The following is a 20,373-nucleotide window of genomic DNA, read 5'->3' as shown; positions in this document are numbered from 1 at the left end:
TTCACGCACCCGCCTTCGCAGTGTTCGTGGCAGGCGTGCGCTGCTCGGGTACGTCCACGACCGCGCCGTCGTCGTCGTGCTCGTGGTACTCCAGCTTCGCGCGCCGGTTCGGGATGAGGCCCTCGGGGCGGAAGCGCATGAGCAGGATGAGCGCGAGACCGAACGCGAGCAGCTGGTAGTCCTTGAGGAAGGCCAGCTTCTCGGGGATCAGGAACAGCAGCGCCGCGCCGACCAGCGGGCCGCGGATGGTGCCCATGCCGCCGAGGATGACGGCCGCGAGGAGGAAGGCCGAGTTCGGCGCGACGGGACCTGCGAACACGTACATCTCGGGGACGACCGTGCCCTGGAAGTGGGCCTGGACGGTGCCGGCGACGCCCGCGAGGGTGGCGCCGAGCGCGAACGCGATCAGCTTCACGCGGAAGCCGTTGATGCCCATCGCGGTCGCCGCGGTCTCGTCCTCACGGATCGCGACCCAGGCCCGGCCGATGCGGGAGTCCTGCGCGCGGCTGAACACCAGCACGACGAAGACCATGACGAGCAGCATCAGCAGGTAGTAGTTGGCGTAGGTGCCGACCTCCACCCCCAGGATGGTGTGGGTCTCGCCGAAGTCGTAGCCGAAGAGGTTCAGCGCCGGGATGTTCGGGATGCCGTTCGGGCCGTTGGTGATCTGCGGGCCGTTGTCGCCGTCCATGTTGTTGACGGTGATCCGGAAGATCTCACCGAAGCCGAGCGTCACGATGGCGAGGTAGTCGCCGTGCAGCCGCAGCGTCGGGGCGCCGATGATGACGCCGAAGACCAGCGCGGCCGCCGCGCCGATGGCGACCGCCGCCAGGAACGGCAGCTGGACGCCGAACGCGGAGGCGGTGGAGCCGGACACCAGGGCGGCGGTGTAGGCGCCGACGCCGAGGAAGGCGACGTAACCGAGGTCGAGCAGACCGGCCAGACCGACGACCACGTTCAGGCCGAGCGCGACCGTCGCGAAGATCAGGATGTTGACCGCGATGACGACGAAGGTGTCGGTGGTCTGCGTGAACGGGAACGCGGCGGCGGCCACGAACGCGGCGATCGCCGCGATCTGCCGGTTCTTCGACGCGATCGCCGTCACCCGGCTCATCAGACCGGACTTGTTCAGACCGGCCGCGACGAACCCGGCGAGCAGCAGATAGCCGACGAACAGCTCGCTGTACTCGGTGGAGATGCCGAACGTCACCGCGTACATGCCGAGGCCGAAGACCACGACGAGGACCAGGATCTCCGCCCAGGACGGCAGCTCCTTCGCCTTCGCGGGCTTGCGGCTGTCGTCCTTCACCAGCCAGGCCGCCAGCGGCAGCAGCGTCACGACCGCGGCTATGAACCCGCCGGGCTCCAGATTGACCACCCCGCCCAGCTCCACCGTGATCGCGATCACGGTGTACCAGGTGGTGGCGAAGGTGCCGAGCGCCAGGAAACGCAGCGCCTGGGTGGAGCCGCCCGGGGTGAGCCAGCCCAGGCCCTTGATCCCGAGCGCGGACAGCGCGAACAGGACAAGCAGCACACCACCGGTCAGGGTCAGCAGCTGAAGGCCGCCCGGGTAGCCGTCGACCGTGAGGTTGCCGGGGAAGTCCTTCGTCCACGTCCAGGCGAGGAACGGGGCGACGACGGAGCCCACACCGCCCGCCAGGACCACCCAGGGCAGCGGGCCCCTGGCGGCGGGCGCGTCCGCGCCCGGCGCATTCTCGGTGCTCTCGGGGTTCTGGGGGTTCTCGGCGTTCTTGGAGAGGTCGGTCATCGCCATCACGCCCTGTCCGTCGCGCGCTTGCCGAGCAGGCCCTGTGGCCTGAACAGCAGCACGAGGATGAGGAGGGAGAAGACCCAGATGTCCTTCCAGGCGCCGCCGCCGAACTGCGCCATCCCGGGGATGTGCTCGACGTAGGCGATCGACAGGGTCTCGGCGAGGCCGAGGACCACACCGCCGATCATGGCGCCGTAGATGTTGCCGATACCGCCGAGGACGGCCGCGGTGAACGCCTTGAGACCGAGCAGGAAGCCCATCTCGAAGCGGATCTGACCCTTGTCGAGGCCCTCGGCGACCGCCGCGACCGCGGCGAACGCGGCGCCGATGGCGAACGCCATCACGATGATGCGGTCGGTGTTGATGCCCATGAGCTTCGCCGTGTCCGGGTCCTGCGCGGTGGCCTGCATGGCCCGGCCGCTGCGCGACTTCGACACGAACAGACCCAGTGCGAGCATGCACAGCGGGGCGGCGACCAGGACGAAGGTGTCGGCGCGGGAGATCGAAAGACCCTCGAAGATCTTGAAGCTCTCGCCCTTGAACTCGGGGAACTTCACCGGGCTCTTGGCGTCCGGGTAGAAGCCCCACACCAGCTGCTGCAGCACGATCGACAGACCGATCGCGGTGATCAGCGGCGCGAGTCTGGGCGCGTTGCGCAGCGGACGGTAGGCGAAGCGCTCGGCGGCGGTGGCGACGGCCACGGAGACCAGCGCGCCGCCGACCAGCATCACCGGGATGGCGATGGCGAGCGCGGTGCCGTCGGGGAGGATCGTGTACGCGGTCAGCGCGCCGAAGCCTCCGATCATGAAGATCTCGCCATGGGCGAAGTTGATGAGCTGGACGATGCCGTAGACCATCGTGTAACCGATGGCGATGAGCCCGTAGAGGGCTCCGAGGGCAAGGCCGTCGGCCAGCTGTTGCGGCAGTTCGTTCACCGCAGGGCCTCCGATGAGCGGGTCGGATATGACACCGCGCGAGGGCGCTTTGGGCGCCCCCGCGCGGCTCGGTTCAAGTGGTGCGGGTGCGGTGCGAGGTGGAGCGTCAGTCCTTGAAGGTCTCGGACTTCACGTCGGTCCAGGCGCCGTTCTTGACCTGGTAGACGGTGAGCTGCTTGTTGGTGGTGTCACCGAACTCGTCGAAGGCGACCGAACCGGTCACGCCCTCGAAGGACACCTTCGCCATGGCCTCGGTGACCTTGGCACGGGCGTCGTCGGGCAGCTTGCCGCTGTTCGCGGCGACGACGGCCTTCACGGCCTGGATGATCGACCACGCGGCGTCGTAGGAGTAGCCGCCGTAGGCCGCGTACGGGTCCTTGTAGCCGCCCGCCTTGTAGTCCTCGATGAACTTCTTCGAGGTCGGGAGCTTCTCGATCGGGAAACCGACCGAGGTGGCCAGGTCGCCGTCGTTGGGCTCACCGGACGCCTTGATGAACTCCGGGTCGTAGATGCCGTCGCCACCCATGGTGGGGATCTTCGCGCCTGCCTTCTTGACCTGGTCGGAGAGCAGACCGCCCTCCGGGTACTGGCCACCGAAATAGACCGAGTCGGCGCCCGAGGTCTTGATCTTGTTGGCGGTGGAGGAGAAGTCGGTCTCCTTCACGGTCACCGAGTCCTGGCCGACGACCTGGCCGCCGAGGCGCTTGAACTCGTCGCTGAAGATCTTCGCCAGGCCCGCACCGTAGGTCTGCTTGTCGTTGACGACGAAGACCTTCTTCTTGCCCGCGTCCTTGAACAGGTAGTTCGCGGCGAACTTGCCCTGGATGACGTCGGTGGTGGCGGTACGGAAGTACGTCTTGAACGGACGCGACTTCTGGCCCGAGCCCCAGTTGTCGCCCTGGGACAGCGACGGGTTGGTGTTGGCCGGGGAGACCTGGGTCAGGCTGGCCTTGTCGAAGTCCGCCTGCATGGACTGCGAGACACCCGAGTTCAGCGGGCCGACGACACCGAGGACGTCCTTCATGCCGACCAGCTTGGTGGCGTTCGCCTTGCCGGTGGCCGGGGTGGCCTGGTCGTCCAGGGCCTCGATCTTGAAGGTGACGCCGGGGACTTCCTTGTTCTTGTTGGCGGTCTGCACCGCCAGGTCCACCGAGTTCTTGATGCCCTGGCCGAGCGCGGAAAGCGAACCGGTCAGCGGGGCGTCCACACCGATGACGACGGTGGTGCCGCCGGCGTTGTCGCCGCCGCCCTTACCGCCCTCGTCGCGCGAGCCACAGGCGGTCAGGGTGAGCGCACCCGTGGTGAGCACGGTCGTGAGGATGAGCAGAGAACGCTGTCGCACGAAAGGGTTCCTTTCCCTGGCGCGGCCCCCTCGAGCTGAGGCGGTGCCGTGAAGCTGTGGAGCTGAGAGGTGCCGTTTTTCGATGCCGGGCCGTACGGGTCGAGCGGGCCTGCGGAGAAGGCGCCCGGCGGCGCGGTGACTGGCCGTGACTCTAAGCGCAGCTGGGGAAAGTCCGGGAGCGCCGAGGTCATGATGTGACTGTCTTGTTATGCCGACACGGGGAAGCGGTGTGCGGGCCGTGGGCAAACTCGGGCACATCGGTCGGTAGCGCGGTGTTCATATGCTGAGAACGCCCAGTTCCGCTAAGGGGCTTGAGCAGATCTTGGTACTGACGTGCGGGTCGGGTGGGTATCCGGATATCGGACACTCGCCAGGACGCCAGCGGACGATAGAGCTGACTGGAACCTTCCGCTCCGCCATCGGGGCCCGCTCCGGTGATGATCACGGAGAGTCACTTCGGTGATGGCCGGTAACCGCTGGTAGGGACCCGCTGTTCGCTGGGCGGGCGCCAGTTCTCCGAACTGCCCGTCGCCCCGTTCGCCGCCTCGCACCTCCGCCGGGACTCCCGGTCGGCCAGCGCGAAGGCCGCCGGACGCCCCGCGCGCCGCTCCTCGGCGCGCGCCGCCGCGAGCACCTCGTCATGGATGCCGAGCTGCTCGTTGGACAGCCCCTTCTGCTCCCAGTCGAGCCCGGCCCAGCTGCTGCCCTCCAGGGCCTCCCGCACCCAGTACGAGATCAGGCTGGTGCAGACGTCGGCGGGCGAGCTGGTGCGCGGGGCGGGCGGCGCTGCCCGCTCCCCGCCGGTCTGACAGCCGGAGGTCAGCGCGACGAGCGCGGCCAACGCGGCGAGGGCGGGGGCGGTGCGGGCGAGCGTGCCGCGGGCGAGTGCGCCGCGGGCGGGACGCGGTCGTACGGCGGTCATGGCGGCCCCTCCGGTGGTCGACGGGGGCGTGCGGGGTGCCCGGGGACGGGCGCGCGGGCGGGCGGGGGGGCGGGGTGCGGGGTGCCCGGGGGTGCGGACCGTCCATGAAACGCCTGCCGGGGCAGCGGGGCAAGGGGGCGCGCCCGTACGGGAGTTGGGGACGGCCCCGGAACGCGCGGCGGCCCCGGACGGGAGGTGCCGTCCGGGGCCGCGGGGCGCGCCGGTTGCGCGGGTGCTTCGGGGCGCGCGGGTGGTTCGGGTGCGCCCGGGGCGGGCGCGGGGGCGGGTCAGGCGCCGGTGGTGCCGTCCTGGCGGCCCGCCGCCGGGAGCTTGGCGGCGTCCTGCGGGCCGACCTCCTTCAGCATGCAGGTGAGCCGCGCCGTGCAGACCCGCCGGTCCTGCTCGTCGGTGATGACGATCTCGTACGTGGCGGTGGACCGGCCCCGGTGCACCGGCGTCGCCACCCCCGTCACCAGGCCGCTGCGCGCGCCCCGGTGGTGGGTGCAGTTCAGGTCGACGCCGACCGCGATCCGGGACACCCCGCCGTGCAGCATCGAGCCGACCGAGCCCAGGGTCTCCGCGAGCACCGCCGAGGCGCCGCCGTGCAGCAGCCCGTACGGCTGGGTGTTGCCCTCCACCGGCATCGTGCCGACCACCCGGTCCGCCGACGCCTCCACGATCTGCACGCCCATCCGGTTGCCCAGATGCCCGGCCGAGAACAGCGCCGGGAGATCGACCCCGAGCGAGGCGTACTCGTCGATGACCTCCTGCGGGAACTTCACCTGCTGCTGCTCACCCATGGCCGGGCTCCGTTCGTCCTCGTGCGGCTGGCGTCTTCTCGGGTCCGCCTGAGCGAACGCTTAGGCGGATTCGGATTGTTCCAGACGCACGATCACGGACTTGCTGGCGGGGGTGTTGCTGATGTCCGCGGTCGACTCCAGCGGCACCAGGACATTGGTCTCCGGGTAGTACGCCGCCGCGCAGCCCCGGGCGGTCGGATAGTGCACCACCCGGAAGCCGGGCGCCCGGCGCTCCACGCCGTCGGTCCACTCGCTGACCAGGTCCACGTACACCCCGTCGGCGAAGCCGAGCGCCGCCGCGTCCGCCGGATGCACCAGGACCACCCGGCGCCCGCCGGTGATGCCCCGGTAACGGTCGTCGAGACCGTAGATCGTGGTGTTGTACTGATCGTGCGAGCGCAGCGTCTGCAGCAGCAGCCGCCCCTCCGGCACCTTCGGATACTCCACCGGCGCCGCCGTGAAGTTCGCCTTGCCGGTCGCCGTCGGGAACCGGCGCTCGTCGCGCGGCGCGTGCGGCAGCGCGAAACCGCCCGGATTCGCCGCCAGCCGCGCGTTGAAGTCCGCGAAGCCCGGGATCACCCGCGCGATGCGGTCGCGGATCGTCGCGTAGTCCGCCTCGAACTCCTCCCACGGCGTCGCCGAGGCCGCGCCCAGCACCGCCCGCGCGAGCCGCGCCACGATCGCCGGCTCGGACAGCAGCCGCGGCCCCGCCGGGGGCAGATTGCCGCGCGAGGCGTGCACCAGACCCATCGAGTCCTCGACGGTCACGAACTGCTTGCCGCTCTTCTGCACGTCCTTGTCGGTGCGGCCCAGCGTCGGCAGGATCAGCGCGCGCGTGCCGGTCACCGCGTGCGAACGGTTCAGCTTCGTCGACACGTGCACCGTCAGGCGCGCGTTGCGCATCGCCGCCTCGGTCACCTCGGTGTCCGGGGTCGCCCCGACGAAATTGCCGCCCATCGCGAAGAACACCTTCGCCGTGCCGTCCCGCAGCGCCTGGATCGACCGCACCACGTCGAAGCCGTGATGACGCGGCGAGACGATCCCGAACTCCTTGTCCAGTGCGTCCAGGAACGCCGCCGCGGGCCGCTCGAAGATCCCCATCGTCCGGTCGCCCTGCACATTGGAGTGCCCGCGCACCGGGCACACCCCGGCACCCGGCCTGCCCACCGCCCCGCGCAGCAGCAGCAGATTCACCACCTCGCGGATCGTCGGCACCGCGTGCTTGTGCTGGGTCAGCCCCATCGCCCAGCACACGATGGTCCGCTCGGAAGCGAGCACCATCTCCAGGGCCCGCTCGATCTCCGCGCGCCCGAGCCCCGTCGCCGCGAGCGTCTCGTCCCAGTCGGCGCCCTTCGCGGCCGCCGCGAACTCCTCGTACCCGTGCGTGTAGGTCGCGACGAACTCCTCGTCCACCGCGCCCGGGGTCTCCAGGACCAGCTTGTTCAGCAGCCGGAACAGCGCCTGGTCGCCGCCGATCCGGATCTGCAGGAACAGATCCGTCAGCGCCGCGCCGCGCAGCATCCCCTGCGGGGTCTGCGGATTCTTGAACCGCTCAAGGCCCGCCTCCGGCAGCGGGTTCACCGAGATGATCCGCGCCCCCGCCGCCTTCGCCTTCTCGAGCGCCGACAGCATCCGCGGATGGTTCGTGCCCGGATTCTGCCCGGCCACGATGATCAGATCGGCCTGGTGGAGATCCTCCAGGGACACACTGCCCTTGCCCACGCCCAGCGTCTCGTTCAGCGCCGAACCCGACGACTCGTGACACATGTTGGAGCAGTCCGGCAGATTGTTCGTGCCGAACTCGCGGGCGAACAGCTGGAGCAGGAACGCCGCCTCGTTGCTGGTACGGCCCGAGGTGTAGAAGAGCGCCTCGTCGGGGGAGTCGAGCGCCGTCAGCTCCTCCGCCAAGATCGCGAACGCCCGGTCCCAGCCGATCGCCTCGTAGCGGTCGGCACCCTCCGGCAGATACATCGGCTCGGTGATCCGGCCCTGCTGGCCCAGCCAGTACCCCGAGCGGGTCGCCAGATCGGCCACCGGATGCGCGGCGAAGAACTCCGGGGTCACCCGGCGCAGCGTCGCCTCCTCGGCGACCGCCTTCGCCCCGTTCTCGCAGAACTCCGCCACATGCCGCTTGTCGCCCTCCGGCCAGGCACAGCCGGGGCAGTCGAAGCCGTCCTTCTGGTTGACCTTCAGCAGGGTCCGCGCGGTGCGCGCCACGCCCATCTGCGCCTGCGCCATGCGCAGGGTGTGCGCGACGGCGGGCAGACCGGCCGCGGCGTGCTGCGGCGCCGCGACCCGCGGCGCGTCCTGGACCGGGTCCCCGACGGGCGGCTTGCTGACCATCGCGCTCTCCCTTGAGCGTACGAGCGGAGCGAGGGGTGTCCTCCTGCTCCGATCCTGTCACGAGGCACCGACAACGGACCACGCACGGTCGGTCACCCCCGGCGGCACAGCCGGTCACCACCGGCGGACGGAACCGGTCACTCCCGGCGGGCAGCGGCGACGTGGCCGGGATTGTCGGTGGCGCGTGGCAGGATCGTCCCGTGGCCGAGACAGCAGCGAAGAAGACCGATATGACCGAAGAGAACCGCCCGCGCCTGCTCCTCATGGACGGGCACTCCCTGGCGTACCGGGCGTTCTTCGCACTGCCCGCGGAGAACTTCACCACCGCGACCGGGCAGCCGACGAACGCGATCTACGGGTTCGCGTCCATGCTGGCGAACACGCTCCGCGACGAGGCGCCCACGCACTTCGCCGTCGCGTTCGACGTGTCCCGCAAGACCTGGCGCTCCGACGAGTTCCCCGAGTACAAGGCGACCCGCTCCAAGACCCCCGACGAGTTCAAGGGCCAGGTCGAGCTGATCGGCGAGCTGCTCGACGCGATGCACGCGCCGCGCTTCGCCGTCGACGGCTTCGAAGCCGACGACGTCATCGCCACCCTCGTCACCCAGGCCGAGGCCGCGGGCTTCGACGTCCTCATCGTCACCGGCGACCGGGACTCCTTCCAGCTCGTCAGCGACCACACCACGGTCCTCTACCCGACCAAGGGCGTCTCCGAGCTGACCCGCTTCACCCCGGAGAAGGTCCAGGAGAAGTACGGGCTCACGCCCAACCAGTACCCCGACTTCGCCGCCCTGCGCGGCGACCCGTCCGACAACCTGCCCGGCATCCCCGGCGTCGGCGAGAAGACCGCCGCCAAGTGGATCAACCAGTTCGGCTCCTTCGCCGAACTCGTCGAGCGCGTCGACGAAGTCAAGGGCAAGGCAGGCCAGAACCTCCGTGACCATCTGGAGTCGGTGAAGCTCAACCGCCGCCTCACCGAGATGGTCCGCGACGTCGAACTCCCCAGGACCGTCGAAGACCTCGCCCGGGAGCCCTACGACCGGCAGGCCCTCACCCTCTTCCTCGACACCCTGGAGATCCGCAACCCCTCGCTGCGCGAGCGGCTCCTCGCCGTCGACCCCGGCAGCGCCGAGGCCGAAGCCCCCGCCCCCGCGCCCGGCGTCGACCTCGACTTCACCGTGATCGGCCCCGGCGAGCTCACCGGCTGGCTCACCGAGCACGGCGGCCGGCCGCTCGGCATCGCCACCGTCGACAGCTGGGCGCTCGGCACCGGCAGCGTCAGCGAGATCGCCCTCGCCGCCGCCGGCGGCGCCGCCGCCTGGTTCGACCCGGCCCAGCTCGACGCGGCCGACGAGCAGGCGTTCGCCCAGTGGCTCGCCGACCCCGCCCGCCCCAAGGTCATGCACAACGCCAAGAACGCGCTGCGCGTCTTCCCCGAGCAGGGCTGGGCCCTCGCCGGCATCACCATGGACACCGCGCTCGCCGCCTACCTCGTCAAGCCCGGCCGCCGCTCCTTCGCCCTCGACGCCCTGTCCGTCGAATACCTCGGCCGCGAACTCGCCCCGGCCGCCGCCGCCGACGGACAGCTCGCCTTCGGCGCCGACGACACCGCCGAGGCCGAAGCCCTGATGAGCCAGGCCCGCGCCATCCTCGACCTCGGCACCGCCTTCGACGCACGGCTCCCCGAAGTCGGCGCGCGCGAACTGCTCCACGACGTCGAACTGCCCACCTCGATCCTCCTCGCCCGCCTGGAGCGCCACGGCATCGCCGCCGACCGCGACCACCTGGAAGCCCTGGAGCAGCAGTTCGCGGGCGCCGTCCAGCAGGCCGTCAAGGAAGCCCACGCCTCCGTCGGCCACGAGTTCAACCTCGGCTCGCCCAAGCAGCTCCAGGAAGTCTTCTTCGGCGAGCTCAACCTGCCCAAGACCAAGAAGACCAAGACCGGCTACACCACCGACGCCGACGCCCTCGCCTGGCTCGCCGGCCAGACCGAGCACGAACTGCCGGTGATCATGCTCCGGCACCGCGAGCAGGCCCGGCTGCGCTCCACCGTCGAGGGCCTCATCAAGACCGTCGCCGCCGACGGCCGCATCCACACCACCTTCAGCCAGACCACCGCCGCCACCGGCCGCCTCTCCTCCACCGACCCCAACCTGCAGAACGTGCCGGTGCGCACCGACGAAGGCCGCGCCATCCGCCACGGCTTCGTCGTCGGCGAAGGCTTCGAAGCCCTCATGACCGCCGACTACAGCCAGATCGAACTCCGCGTCATGGCCCACCTCTCCGAGGACACCGGCCTCATCGAAGCCTTCGCCTCCGGCGAAGACCTCCACACCACCGTCGCCTCCCAGGTGTTCGGCGTCGAACGGACCGCCGTCGACGCCGAGATGCGCCGCAAGATCAAGGCCATGTCGTACGGCCTGGCCTACGGCCTGTCCGCGTTCGGCCTCTCCCAGCAGCTCGGCATCGACCCCGCCGAAGCCCGCGGTCTCATGGACACCTACTTCGAACGCTTCGGCGGCGTCCGCGACTACCTCCGCCGCGTCGTCGACGAAGCCCGCGCCACCGGCTACACCGAAACCATGCTCGGCCGCCGCCGCTACCTCCCCGACCTCAACAGCGACAACCGCCAGCGCCGCGAAGCCGCCGAACGCATGGCCCTCAACGCCCCCATCCAGGGCACCGCCGCCGACATCGTCAAGGTCGCCATGCTCGGCGTCGACCGCGCACTCACCGAAGCAGGACTCCACTCCCGGATGCTCCTCCAGGTCCACGACGAAATCGTCCTCGAACTCGCCCCCGGCGAACGCGAACAAGTCGAAGCCCTCGTCCGCGAACAGATGGCGGGCGCCGTCGAACTCCGCGCCCCGCTCGACGTCTCCGTCGGCGTCGGCCCCAACTGGGACAGCGCGGCGCACTGAGCTGTTTTTGTGGCTCGGTTCGCCCTTTTTCGTGGCTCGGTTCGCCTCCGGGCGCCTGAGTGGGTGTCGACGGTCGACCGTGCTCGGTCCCTCGTTCCTCGGGACCTGTGCGCGCTCTCCCTTTCGACACCCACGGCGCCCTTCGGCTCACTCGCCCGTACGGGCACAGCCGCACCAGTAGTCACCCCCCCCGGGCCGAGTCGCACCGTTTGTGGGTGCCTGCTGGTGCGGGTCCGCTCCTACGGGCGAGTGAGCCGAAGGGGCGCGTCGAGGGAACAGTGCCGAGCGCGCGCAGCCCCCGAGGTACGAGGGGGTGAGCACGGTCGGTGCTGTGAGCTCGGCTGTAGCGCCCCGGAGGCGAACCGAGCCACAAAAAAGGGCTTGGGCCAGGTGGACCAGTGGGGAGGTGCCGGGCCGGTGCGGGTCCCGAGACTGGGGGCATGCCCGTGATCATGAGTCGTCGACCCCGGCTGCGCGCCTGGGCCCTCGCCGGGGCCCTCATCGGCGCGGGCGCGGCCTCCGCCGGACCCGCGCCCACCGCGCACGCCGCCGCACTGTGCAGCTCAAGCCGTGAACCCACCCTCGCGGCCCGGCTGTCCACGGACATCAAAGCCGCGCTCAAGGACCGCGACAGCACCGTCTCCGTCGCCGTCCACGACCCCAAACGCGATCTGCGCTGCCGCCTCTCCAGCACCCGCGCCTACGACTCCGCCAGCATCGCCAAAGTGCTGATCATGGAAGCGGTGCTCGGGCGGGCCGCCGAACTGGGCCGTGCTCCGACCCGACTGGAGGCCCAGCGGCTCAAGGCGATGATCACCCGCTCCGACAACACCGCCGCCACCGACCTGTGGAACGGCCTGTCCCGGGCCCGGCTGCGCCGGGTGCTGCGCGAGTCCGGCGCCACCGACACCGTCCTCGGCCACGACCAGTACTGGGGCCTCACCAGCACCACCGCCCGCGACCAGCTCGCCATGCTGGCCGCCGTCTCCCGCCGCCCGGCCGCCCTGGACCTGATGGCCCAGGTGATCCCCAGCCAGGCGTGGGGCGTCGGCGCGGGCGCACCGCGCGGCGCGACCGTGCACCTGAAGAACGGCTGGCTGCCCCGCGCCACCCACGGCTGGCGGGTGCACAGCATCGGCATCGTGCGGGGCACCGGCCTGGACTACCGGCTCGCTCTGCTCAGCCACGACAACGAGACCATGAAGTACGGCGTGCGCACCCTGGAAGGCATCGCGCTCGCCGTCCACCGCCGCCTCGGCGGCGGCACCGCGGCCCGCGGCTACACCCCGGAACGCGAGATCAGCGAGATCCCGGACGGGAGCGCTCCGGTTCCCGTCGGGCCGTTCGGTCCGCCGCCGCGGCTTCCGTACGGCCCGGCGGCGACGCGTCCGGCCGCCCGGGTGCCGGACGCGCCGGCCACAGCCGCATCCCCGCCGCGTACAGCAGCACGCCGAGGAAGAGCCCCGAACCGGCGCCGAAACAGAGCGTCGGAATGATGTCCAGGGGGGAGCCGACCCGACCGCCGAGCGCGGAGAACCGCAGCACCCGCTGCACCGCCCCGGCCACCACGGCCGCGCCGATCACCGAGCCCGCGAGCAGCGGTCCGCGCCGGTCGAGCGTCCGGAACCCGGCGGGCAGCGGCGCCCGGGCGGGCGCCGCCCGCAGCGCCCGTACCGCGCACCAGCCGAGCAGCAGCAGCGCCAGCGCGGAACTTCCGTACTGCACATACAGATAGACCGGCAGGTCGCCGACCACCTCGCCGAGGACCGGCACCAGCCGGGTGCCCCAGCGGTCGAGGTGGGTGAACGCGTCCCACACCACATGGGTCAGCGAACCGATCACCGCGGACACCACGAACCAGCAGGCCAGGCCCGCCGGGTGGCGCTCCCGCCAGGGCCGCCCGCGGACAAGCCCGTACACCCGGCCGCGGGCGCGCCGGGGCAGCAGCGCCACCAGTGGCTCCCGTACCAGCAGCCACAGCGCCACCAGGGTCGCGGTGATGAGCACGTCGACGGTGGCGACACCGGGGAAGGAGTGCGTGACGTTCCCGAACCGCATGGCGCCGGGCACCACCGAGGCCGCGAAGTACGTCATGTCGGGGGCGAACGAACCGGCCACCAGCGCCGACGCCACCAGCGGGCCCCGCGCGGTGCCGTTGCGCCGGATGCCCGGCAGCACCGCCGCGGCATGACTGAGTGTGAATGGCACGCGTCCCCCTCGTCCGGTCGTCACCCCAGTATTCGCTCCGGTCCGGCGGAGAAAGCCTGGACGGCCAAGTGGTGACGAAACAGTGAAACACGGTCAGTGCGCGGTGTCGGGGTGACGCGAGGTGGCATAGGGTCGGCGGGTCGGAAACGCGCGGGGAGCGCGGAATCGGGACATGGGGAGGGACCACGGGTATGGCACCGCACTTGGGCCGTCGGCTGCGCAGGGGAGCCACCAGCGGAGCGGTGGTGGCCGCGGCGGTAGCCGCGCTCGCCGCCTCGCAGGGGCCGGGCACCCCGATACCGCCGCCCGCCGACGGCGCGAGCGGTGAGGTCCCGATCGGGGCCGGGGACACCGCCACGCCCCCGGACGGCTCGGCCAGCGGCGACTCGCCGTACTACACCGACCTGCCCCCGCTGAACAGCCCCAACAAGCCGGGCATGCCCGTCGCCCCGCCGCTGCTCACCACCGGCCCCGCCGAGGCGGGCATCCCCGCGACCGTGCTCGCCGCCTACCGGCGCGCCGAGGAGTCGATACGCTCGACCGACCCCGGCTGCAACCTGCCCTGGCAACTGCTCGCGGGCATCGGCAAGGTGGAGTCCGGACAGGCCCGCGGCGGCGCCGTCGACGCCAACGGCACCACCACCTCGCTGATCCTCGGCCCGGTCCTCAACGGCGTCGGCTTCGCCAACATCTCCGACACCGACCAGGGTCTGTACGACGGCGACGCCACGCACGACCGCGCGATAGGCCCGATGCAGTTCATCCCGTCCACCTGGAAGACCTGGGGCCAGGACGCCAACGGGGACGGCAAGAAGGACCCGAGCAACATCTACGACGCGGCCCAGGCCGCCGGGATGTACCTCTGCGCCAACGACCGCAACCTCGCGGTGAAGGCCGACCTCGACAAGGCCGTCCTCAGCTACAACCGCTCGAACGAGTACCTGCGGACGGTCCTCTCCTGGTTCGAGTACTACCAGCGCGGCACCCACCAGGTGCCCGACGGCACCGGCGTCCTGCCGGGCGGCCGCAGCGACGGCCGGACCACCACGCCGGGCACCACCCCGACGACCAGGCCGACGCCGAAGCCCACGCCCACGCCGAAGCCCACCCCGACGCCCAAGCCCACCCCCACGCCGAAGCCGACGCCGAAGCCCACCCCGACGCCGAGCACCGACCCGGCGACCCGGGTGACCCGGATCGCCAAGGACGGCACCGGCTCCCTCACCGCCACCGCGGGCGGCAGCTTCGCCACCCGGCCGGGCGTCCTCGCCGTCGACAAGGCGGGCAAGCCCGTCGCCCGCCTCCAGGTCCGCTTCCGGATCTCCGGCGACACCGAGGCCCGCTTCGGCACCGGCGACACCCGTGAGGTCACCGCCGTCACCGGAGCCGACGGCAAGGCCGCCGCCCCGGTGCTCACGGCGGGCGAGCGCACCGGCACCTTCACGGTCACCGCGACCGTCGTGGGCCGCACCCTGACCGCCGTCGACTTCACGGCCACCGTGAAGGAGCGCACCGCCGACACCCTCACCCGGGTCGACAGCAAGGAACTGACGGCCGTCACCGGCGCCGCCTTCGCCGACGGCGTGACGGTCAAGGCCACCGACGGTGGCGCCGTGGCCGCCGGAGTGGCCCTCACCGCCACCTTCGTCAGCTCGGCCGACGGCACCCAGCCCGCCACCGAGGGGCCCTGGTTCAAGGGCGCCGAAGGCACCCAGGCCCGCACCCTCACGGTGAAGACCGGCGCCGACGGCACCTTCACGCTGCCGGGCGTCCTCGCGGGCGACAAGGCCGGCACCTTCACGCTGCGGCTGACCACCGTCGGCGGTGGCACCGTGACCCTCACCTTCACGGTCACCGCTCCGGAGCCCGAGCCCACCCCGACGCCCTCCCCGTCCGAGGGCGCGGGACCGTCGGCCTCGCCGAGCTCCTGACCCCGGTCCCGGCCGAGCCGGGACCTCGCGCGCACCGCCCCCGTGTCCACCCGGACGCGGGGGCGGTGCGCGTTCTGAGTGCAACGTGTTCTCATCTCGCGGCCGCGTTGCTACGGTGCCCCCGCCCTGACGACCTATCAGATCGAGCACCGGGAGGCCGACCTTGCGTGCCCTTGCCGCCGCCGTCATCGGGCTCGTGCCCGTCCTCCTGTTCATCCTCCTCGTCTCCGTGGTCGATCTGCCCCCGGACGGACCCACCTCGCCCAAGCCCCTGCTCACGGCCGACCCCGGCCCCAAGAAGTGAGGGGCCGACCGATGCGCCGCCGAGCCAGCCTGGTCCTGCTCGCCTTCGCCGTCTTCTTCCTCGCCATGGCGCCCACCCTGCGCTGGTACGCCTTCCCGCGCCTGGCGAAGATCCCGCCGAACCAGTACCAGGAGACCGTCCTGGAGGCGAAGCCCGCGACCCTGCTCAACTACACGACCTTCAAGTCCGAGAAGGTCGAGAAGCTCACGATCGTGCAGACCCTCAAGGGCGACGTCGAGGCGTCGAAGCGGATCGAACGCGACGCGGGCCGCGACGTCGTCGTCTGGGACGCCCTCTCCTACGTCATCGGCCCCGACGGCAAGATGGTCTCCAAGGTCCCCGAGCGCTACATCTTCGACGCCCACACCCAGGACCCGGTCCACGCCACCGGCGAATCCGTCGACGGCGACCAGGTCCGGCGCGAGGGCATCGAGTTCAAGTGGCCCTTCCTCACCGAGAAGCGGGACTACCAGTACTTCGACGCCCAGACCCGCACCTCCGCCCCCATCCACTACCAGGGCACCCGCACCTTCCACGGCCTCGACGTCTACTACTTCGAGCAGACCATCCCCTGGACCAAGGTCCCGATGCCCAAGTCGATGCCGGTCAAGGGCATCACCCCCGAGGTCCTCGCCAAGACCGGCCTCACCCGCTGGTACACCACCAAGCGGATGTTCTGGGTCGACCCCGTCACCGGCGCCCCCGTGAACGGCGAGGAGATCCACAAGGAGGAACTCCGGGGCGCCCGCGCCCTGATGGGCCAGGACACCCTCACCGTGTTCGAGGGCCATGTGAAGATGCGCGACGACTACATCGCCTACGTGGTCGACATGGTCAAGTCCAACCGGCTCATGGTCCTGATGCTCGTCTCCTATCTCCCGTGGTCCTTCACCCTCCTCGCCCTCGTGCTCCTGGCCCTCTCCCTGTGGCTGGAGGCCCGCTCCCGGCGGCCCGTCACCGCGACCGGACCCGACCGGGGCCCCGACCCCGGCCCGGTGCCCGTCACCGTTCCCGTCTGAGCCGGGCGCTGGTGTGCCGGGTCGGCTCCGCCACCGAGGGATCCTCCGGCCACGGATGCTTCGGATACCGCCCGCGCAGCTCCGCCCGCACCGCCCGGTAGCCCTCCCGCCAGAACGACGCCAGATCGGACGTCACCGCCGCCGGCCGCCCGGCCGGGGACAGCAGGTGCACCAGCACCGGCACCCCGGCCACCCGCGGCGTCTCGGCAAGCCCGAACATCTCCTGGAGCTTCACCGCGAGCACCGGCCGCTCCCCGCCGTACTCCACCCGGATCCGCGAACCGCTCGGCACCTCGATCCGCTCCGGCGCCAGCTCGTCGAGCCGCCCCGCCTCGCCGCCCGCCCACGGCAGCAGCCTGCGCAGCCCCTCACCCGCGTCGATCCGCCCCAGATCCGCCCGCCGCCGCGCCCGCGACAGCTCCGGCTCCAGCCACTCGGCGGCCCGGTCGAGCAGCGCCTCCTCCGCCACATCGGGCCAGGCCCCGCCCACCTCCCGGCGCAGGAACGCCAGCCGCTCCCGCAGCTCCACCGCCTCCTTCCGCCACCGCAGCAGCCCGGTGCCCTCCCGGCGCAGCCCGTCGAGCAGCGCGGCCCGCACCAGCGCCGGATCCGCGTCGTCCCGCAACGGCCGGACCCTGAGCTCCACCGCCCCCAGCCGCTCCACCGACCGGGCCACCACGTCACCGTCCTCCCAGCGCACCTCCTCACCCGCGCTCAACAGATGCCCGGCGGCCCGCTTCGCCACCTCCTCGTCCACCACGGCCGCCAGCCGCACCCGGGCCGTCGCGCTCTGCGCGGTCCGGTCCGCGACCGCCACCGCGAGCCAGCGCGCCGACCGCAGCCCGGACCCGTCGGCCAGCCGGGCCCCGGTCCCCGACAGCATCAGATAGCCGCCCTGCTCCTCACGCACCCGCGCCACCCGCTCCGGGAACGCGAGCGCGGTCACCAGACCCGCCACCCCGTCCTCCCCACCGCCCGCCCCGGCCGGTGCCGATCCCGGTCCCGAAGGCCGCGCGTCGCCGGACACCTCGCCCGACGCCTCGCCCACCGACCTCTCGAGCCGTCGCACCTCCGCCTTCCACCGGGCCGCGTACCCGTCCCCGCCCCGCCGCGCCTCCCGCCAGGCCGCCGCCAGATCGTCCCCGTACTCCCTGGGCGGCTCCTCGCTCAGCAGCGCCACCACCTCCGCCGCCCGCCGAGCCCCCACCTCGGGCGCCCCGTCGAGCAGCGCCCTGCCCAGCCGCGGATGCAGCCCGAGCCGTGCCATCCGCGCCCCGCGCCCGGTGGCCCCGCCGGCCTCGTCCACCGCGCCGATGGCCGTCAGGACCTGCCTGGCCGCCGCCATCGCGCCCGCCGGGGGAGCGTCGAGCAGCGCGAGCCCCGCGCCCGTCGGATCGCCCCAACAGGCCGCCCGCAGCGCGAAGTCGGTGAGGTCGGCGACCTTGATCTCGGGCGCCGGATAGCGGGCGAGCCGGGCGTCCTCCACCGCCGACCAGCAGCGGTAGACCGTGCCGAACGCCTCACGCCCGGCCCGGCCGGTGCGCTGGGTCGCCACCGCGACCGACACCGGCACCGTGGCCAGCGAGCCAAGACCGCGCGCGTGGTCCATCCGCGGCTCGCGGGACAGCCCGGAGTCCACCACGATCCGCACCCCGGGCACGGTCAGGCTGGACTCCGCCACCGACGTCGTGAGCACCACCCGGCGCCGCCCGCCCGGCCCGGCCCCGCGCAGCACCGCGTCCTGCACCGCCGCCGGGGCCCGGCCGTGCAGCTGGAGCACCTCGGCGGCCACGTCCGCGAGCAGCCCCGCCGTCCTGGCGATCTCGCCGACCCCGGGCAGGAAGCACAGCAGATCGCCCTCGTGCCGGGCCAGGGCATGGCGCACGGTCGCGGCGACATGGCGCAGCAGCGCCGGATCGACCCAGGTGCCATGGGCGGGACGCACCCCGGCCGGCGGCGGGGCGAAGTGGACCGCCGCCCCGTGGACCGTCCCCTCGGCCCGTACCACCGGCGCGGGCCCGGTGCCGTCGAGGACGGTGAGCAACTCGGCCCAGGCAGTCGCGTCGCTCGTCGCCGAGGCGGCGATCAGCCCCAGCTCGGGCCGCAGCGTGGCCCGCACGTCCGCCAGGAACGCCAGCGCGGTGTCCGCGTCCAGATGCCGCTCGTGGCACTCGTCGAGCAGCACCACGTCGGTGCCCGGCAGCTCCGGGTCGCGCTGCAGCCGCTGGAGCAGCACGCCCGTGGTCACCACCTCGACCCGGGTCGCGGGCCCGGCCCGCCGCTCCCCGCGCACGGAGAAGCCGACGGACCCGCCCACCTCCTCACCGAGCAGCCAGGCCATCCGGCGGGCCGCCGCCCGCACCGCCATCCGGCGCGGCTCGGCCACCAGCACCCGTCGCCCGGGCCCGTCCCCTATAAGACCCGCGAGGGCCAGCGGGACCAGCGTGGTCTTGCCGGTCCCGGGCGGGGCGTGCAGCACCGCCGTGCCGCGCTCCGCGAGCGCGGTCAGCAGCTCGGGGACGGCATGGCGGACGGGGAGCAGATCGAGTGCGTCGTTTCGGATCACGCGGCAAGTCTCGTACGCCGGGCCGACCCGGTGCCTCCGGTTGTCCACAGGCACGCCGATTCATACGACTAATACGGGCGCGACGTGGCCCGCGGTGGTCGCCGCGGGCCAGGACCCCCCGGTCCTCAGTGCTCGGCGCGCTCGCAGACGAAGATCGCCGTGCCGGGGATCAGGTTGCCCCGCAGCGGGGACCAGCCGCCCCACTCCTGTCCGTTCCAGGCCGGCCACTCCGGCTCGACCAGGTCGACCAGCCGGAAGCCGCCGGCCACCACGTCCCGCACCCGGTCGCCGATCGTGCGGTGGTGCTCGACGTACACCGCCTCGCCCCGTTCGTCCTGCTCGACGTAGGGGGTCCGGTCGAAGTAGGACGCGGCCACCGACAGTCCCTCGGGCCCCGGCTCGTCCGGGAACGCCCAGCGGATCGGGTGGGTCACCGAGAACACCCACCGCCCGCCCGGCCGCAGCACCCGCCGCACCTCGCGGAACACCCGTACCGGATCGGCCACGAACGGCACCGCCCCGTACGCCGAGCAGGCCAGGTCGAAGCTGCCGTCGCGGAACGGCAGCGCCCCGGCGTCCGCCTCGACCAGCGGCACCTCGCCGCCGATCCGCAGCGCGTGCTGCAACTGCCGGTGCGAGAGGTCGAGCGCCACCGGCCGGGCGCCCTGGGCCGCCAGCCAGCGCGAGCACTGGGCGGCGCCCGCGCCGATCTCCAGCACGTCGCGGCCCTTCAGCGAGCCGGCCGGGCCGAGCAGCCCGGCCTCCGCCTCGTCCAGACCCTCGGGACCCCAGACGAACCGGTCGTCGCCGAGGAACGCCCCGTGGTCGTTCTGGTACTCGTCGGCGTTGCGGTCCCACCAGCCCCGGCTGGCCCGGCTGCTCTCCGCGTCCCCCGCGTCACGCCGGGTCGCCTCCGCACCGTCCTCGGCGTCCTCGGCGGCCATGGGCCCGTCTTCGTATCCGTCTTCGTGTCCGTGCTCTTGGTTCATCTCGCCCGCCGATGTAGTTTGCGCTCAGGGCCGCGCGCGATCGCGTGACGCGGTCTTTCGCGGCCAGGATGGCCTGGGCGGACATGAGTTGTGCCGGATATGCGGTGATCCGCCCCGGGTGCGCGCTTCGCGCATTGACCCTGTCCGGCCGTCCCCGTATGCTAAAGGTTGCGCTGCGGGCCTGCGCGCCTCAGACGGAGCAGGCCGCGCTCGCATCTGTTGTATGTCCCCTCGGTTCTCGAGGCGCCACCCGGTTCGCCGGGAGCGGCGCTTCCTTGGCTGTCCGGCTTCTTCAGCTGCGATACGGGCTCTCGGCGTAGCA

At 72.1% G+C, this 20,373-nt stretch carries 13 protein-coding genes and 1 pseudogene; 5 read left to right on the top strand and 9 right to left on the bottom strand.

Annotated elements, in window-relative coordinates; all coding sequences use genetic code 11:
• Position 1: 1 nt before the first annotated feature.
• The 6 genes from ACIPXM_RS10025 to ACIPXM_RS10000 form a co-directional block, all read right to left on the bottom strand.
• On the bottom strand, positions 2 to 1,768 hold the full coding sequence (locus ACIPXM_RS10025; protein WP_401654786.1) for a branched-chain amino acid ABC transporter permease: 1,767 nt from the start codon (positions 1,766 to 1,768) through the stop codon (positions 2 to 4).
• A 5-nt stretch (positions 1,769 to 1,773) separates the two neighbouring features.
• Positions 1,774 to 2,706, bottom strand: a complete 933-nt coding sequence (locus ACIPXM_RS10020) for a branched-chain amino acid ABC transporter permease (protein WP_401653955.1) — start codon at positions 2,704 to 2,706, stop codon at positions 1,774 to 1,776.
• A 106-nt stretch (positions 2,707 to 2,812) separates the two neighbouring features.
• Positions 2,813 to 4,048, bottom strand: coding sequence for a branched-chain amino acid ABC transporter substrate-binding protein (locus ACIPXM_RS10015; RefSeq protein ID WP_401653953.1), 1,236 nt, complete (start codon positions 4,046 to 4,048; stop codon positions 2,813 to 2,815).
• Positions 4,049 to 4,499: 451 nt separating this feature from the next.
• A complete protein-coding gene (locus ACIPXM_RS10010; RefSeq protein ID WP_401653951.1) occupies positions 4,500 to 4,970 on the bottom strand; it encodes a hypothetical protein in 471 nt (156 codons plus the stop codon).
• 287 nt (positions 4,971 to 5,257) lie between these two features.
• Positions 5,258 to 5,770: a PaaI family thioesterase gene (locus ACIPXM_RS10005; RefSeq protein ID WP_401653949.1), complete on the bottom strand. Its 513-nt coding sequence runs from the start codon at positions 5,768 to 5,770 to the stop codon at positions 5,258 to 5,260.
• Between the two features lie 60 nt (positions 5,771 to 5,830).
• Positions 5,831 to 8,113 (bottom strand): FdhF/YdeP family oxidoreductase, encoded by a 2,283-nt coding sequence (locus ACIPXM_RS10000; RefSeq protein WP_401653947.1) that lies wholly within the window; start codon positions 8,111 to 8,113, stop codon positions 5,831 to 5,833.
• Positions 8,114 to 8,313: 200 nt separating this feature from the next.
• On the opposite strand from ACIPXM_RS10000, the gene polA reads away from it, so the two are divergent.
• Together polA and ACIPXM_RS09990 are read left to right on the top strand one after the other, a co-directional pair.
• Positions 8,314 to 11,034 carry a DNA polymerase I gene (gene polA, locus ACIPXM_RS09995; RefSeq protein WP_401653945.1) on the top strand — a complete coding sequence of 907 codons (2,721 nt, stop codon included), beginning with the start codon at positions 8,314 to 8,316 and terminating at the stop codon, positions 11,032 to 11,034.
• A gap of 440 nt (positions 11,035 to 11,474) precedes the next feature.
• Positions 11,475 to 12,197 (top strand): annotated as a pseudogene (locus tag ACIPXM_RS09990) (serine hydrolase); the annotation flags it as partial.
• A gap of 136 nt (positions 12,198 to 12,333) precedes the next feature.
• Here ACIPXM_RS09990 and ACIPXM_RS09985 read toward each other — a convergent pair.
• Entirely contained in the window at positions 12,334 to 13,242 is a 909-nt protein-coding gene (locus ACIPXM_RS09985; protein WP_401653943.1) for a DUF4184 family protein, read from the bottom strand.
• 191 nt (positions 13,243 to 13,433) lie between these two features.
• Between ACIPXM_RS09985 and ACIPXM_RS09980 the strand changes: the two genes are divergently transcribed.
• The 3 genes from ACIPXM_RS09980 (at position 13,434) to ACIPXM_RS09970 (ending at position 16,496) form a co-directional block, all read left to right on the top strand.
• A complete protein-coding gene (locus ACIPXM_RS09980; RefSeq protein ID WP_401653941.1) occupies positions 13,434 to 15,173 on the top strand; it encodes a lytic murein transglycosylase in 1,740 nt (579 codons plus the stop codon).
• Between the two features lie 163 nt (positions 15,174 to 15,336).
• Positions 15,337 to 15,477, top strand: coding sequence for an SPW_0924 family protein (locus ACIPXM_RS09975; protein ID WP_401653939.1), 141 nt, complete (start codon positions 15,337 to 15,339; stop codon positions 15,475 to 15,477).
• Between the two features lie 11 nt (positions 15,478 to 15,488).
• Positions 15,489 to 16,496, top strand: coding sequence for a DUF3068 domain-containing protein (locus ACIPXM_RS09970; protein WP_401653937.1), 1,008 nt, complete (start codon positions 15,489 to 15,491; stop codon positions 16,494 to 16,496).
• On the opposite strand, the gene hrpB is transcribed toward ACIPXM_RS09970, so the two are convergent.
• Entirely contained in the window at positions 16,480 to 19,062 is a 2,583-nt protein-coding gene (gene hrpB, locus ACIPXM_RS09965) for an ATP-dependent helicase HrpB (protein WP_401653934.1), read from the bottom strand. The genes ACIPXM_RS09970 and hrpB overlap by 17 nt on opposite strands.
• A 125-nt stretch (positions 19,063 to 19,187) precedes the next feature.
• Positions 19,188 to 20,006: a class I SAM-dependent methyltransferase gene (locus ACIPXM_RS09960; protein WP_401653931.1), complete on the bottom strand. Its 819-nt coding sequence runs from the start codon at positions 20,004 to 20,006 to the stop codon at positions 19,188 to 19,190.
• Positions 20,007 to 20,373 lie beyond the last annotated feature (367 nt).

This window comes from Streptomyces sp. NPDC090025 (assembly GCF_044748125.1).
GTDB lineage: Bacteria > Actinomycetota > Actinomycetes > Streptomycetales > Streptomycetaceae > Streptomyces.
Note: the sequence above shows the minus strand (reverse complement) of the source record. Positions and strands in the feature narration are given on the sequence as shown.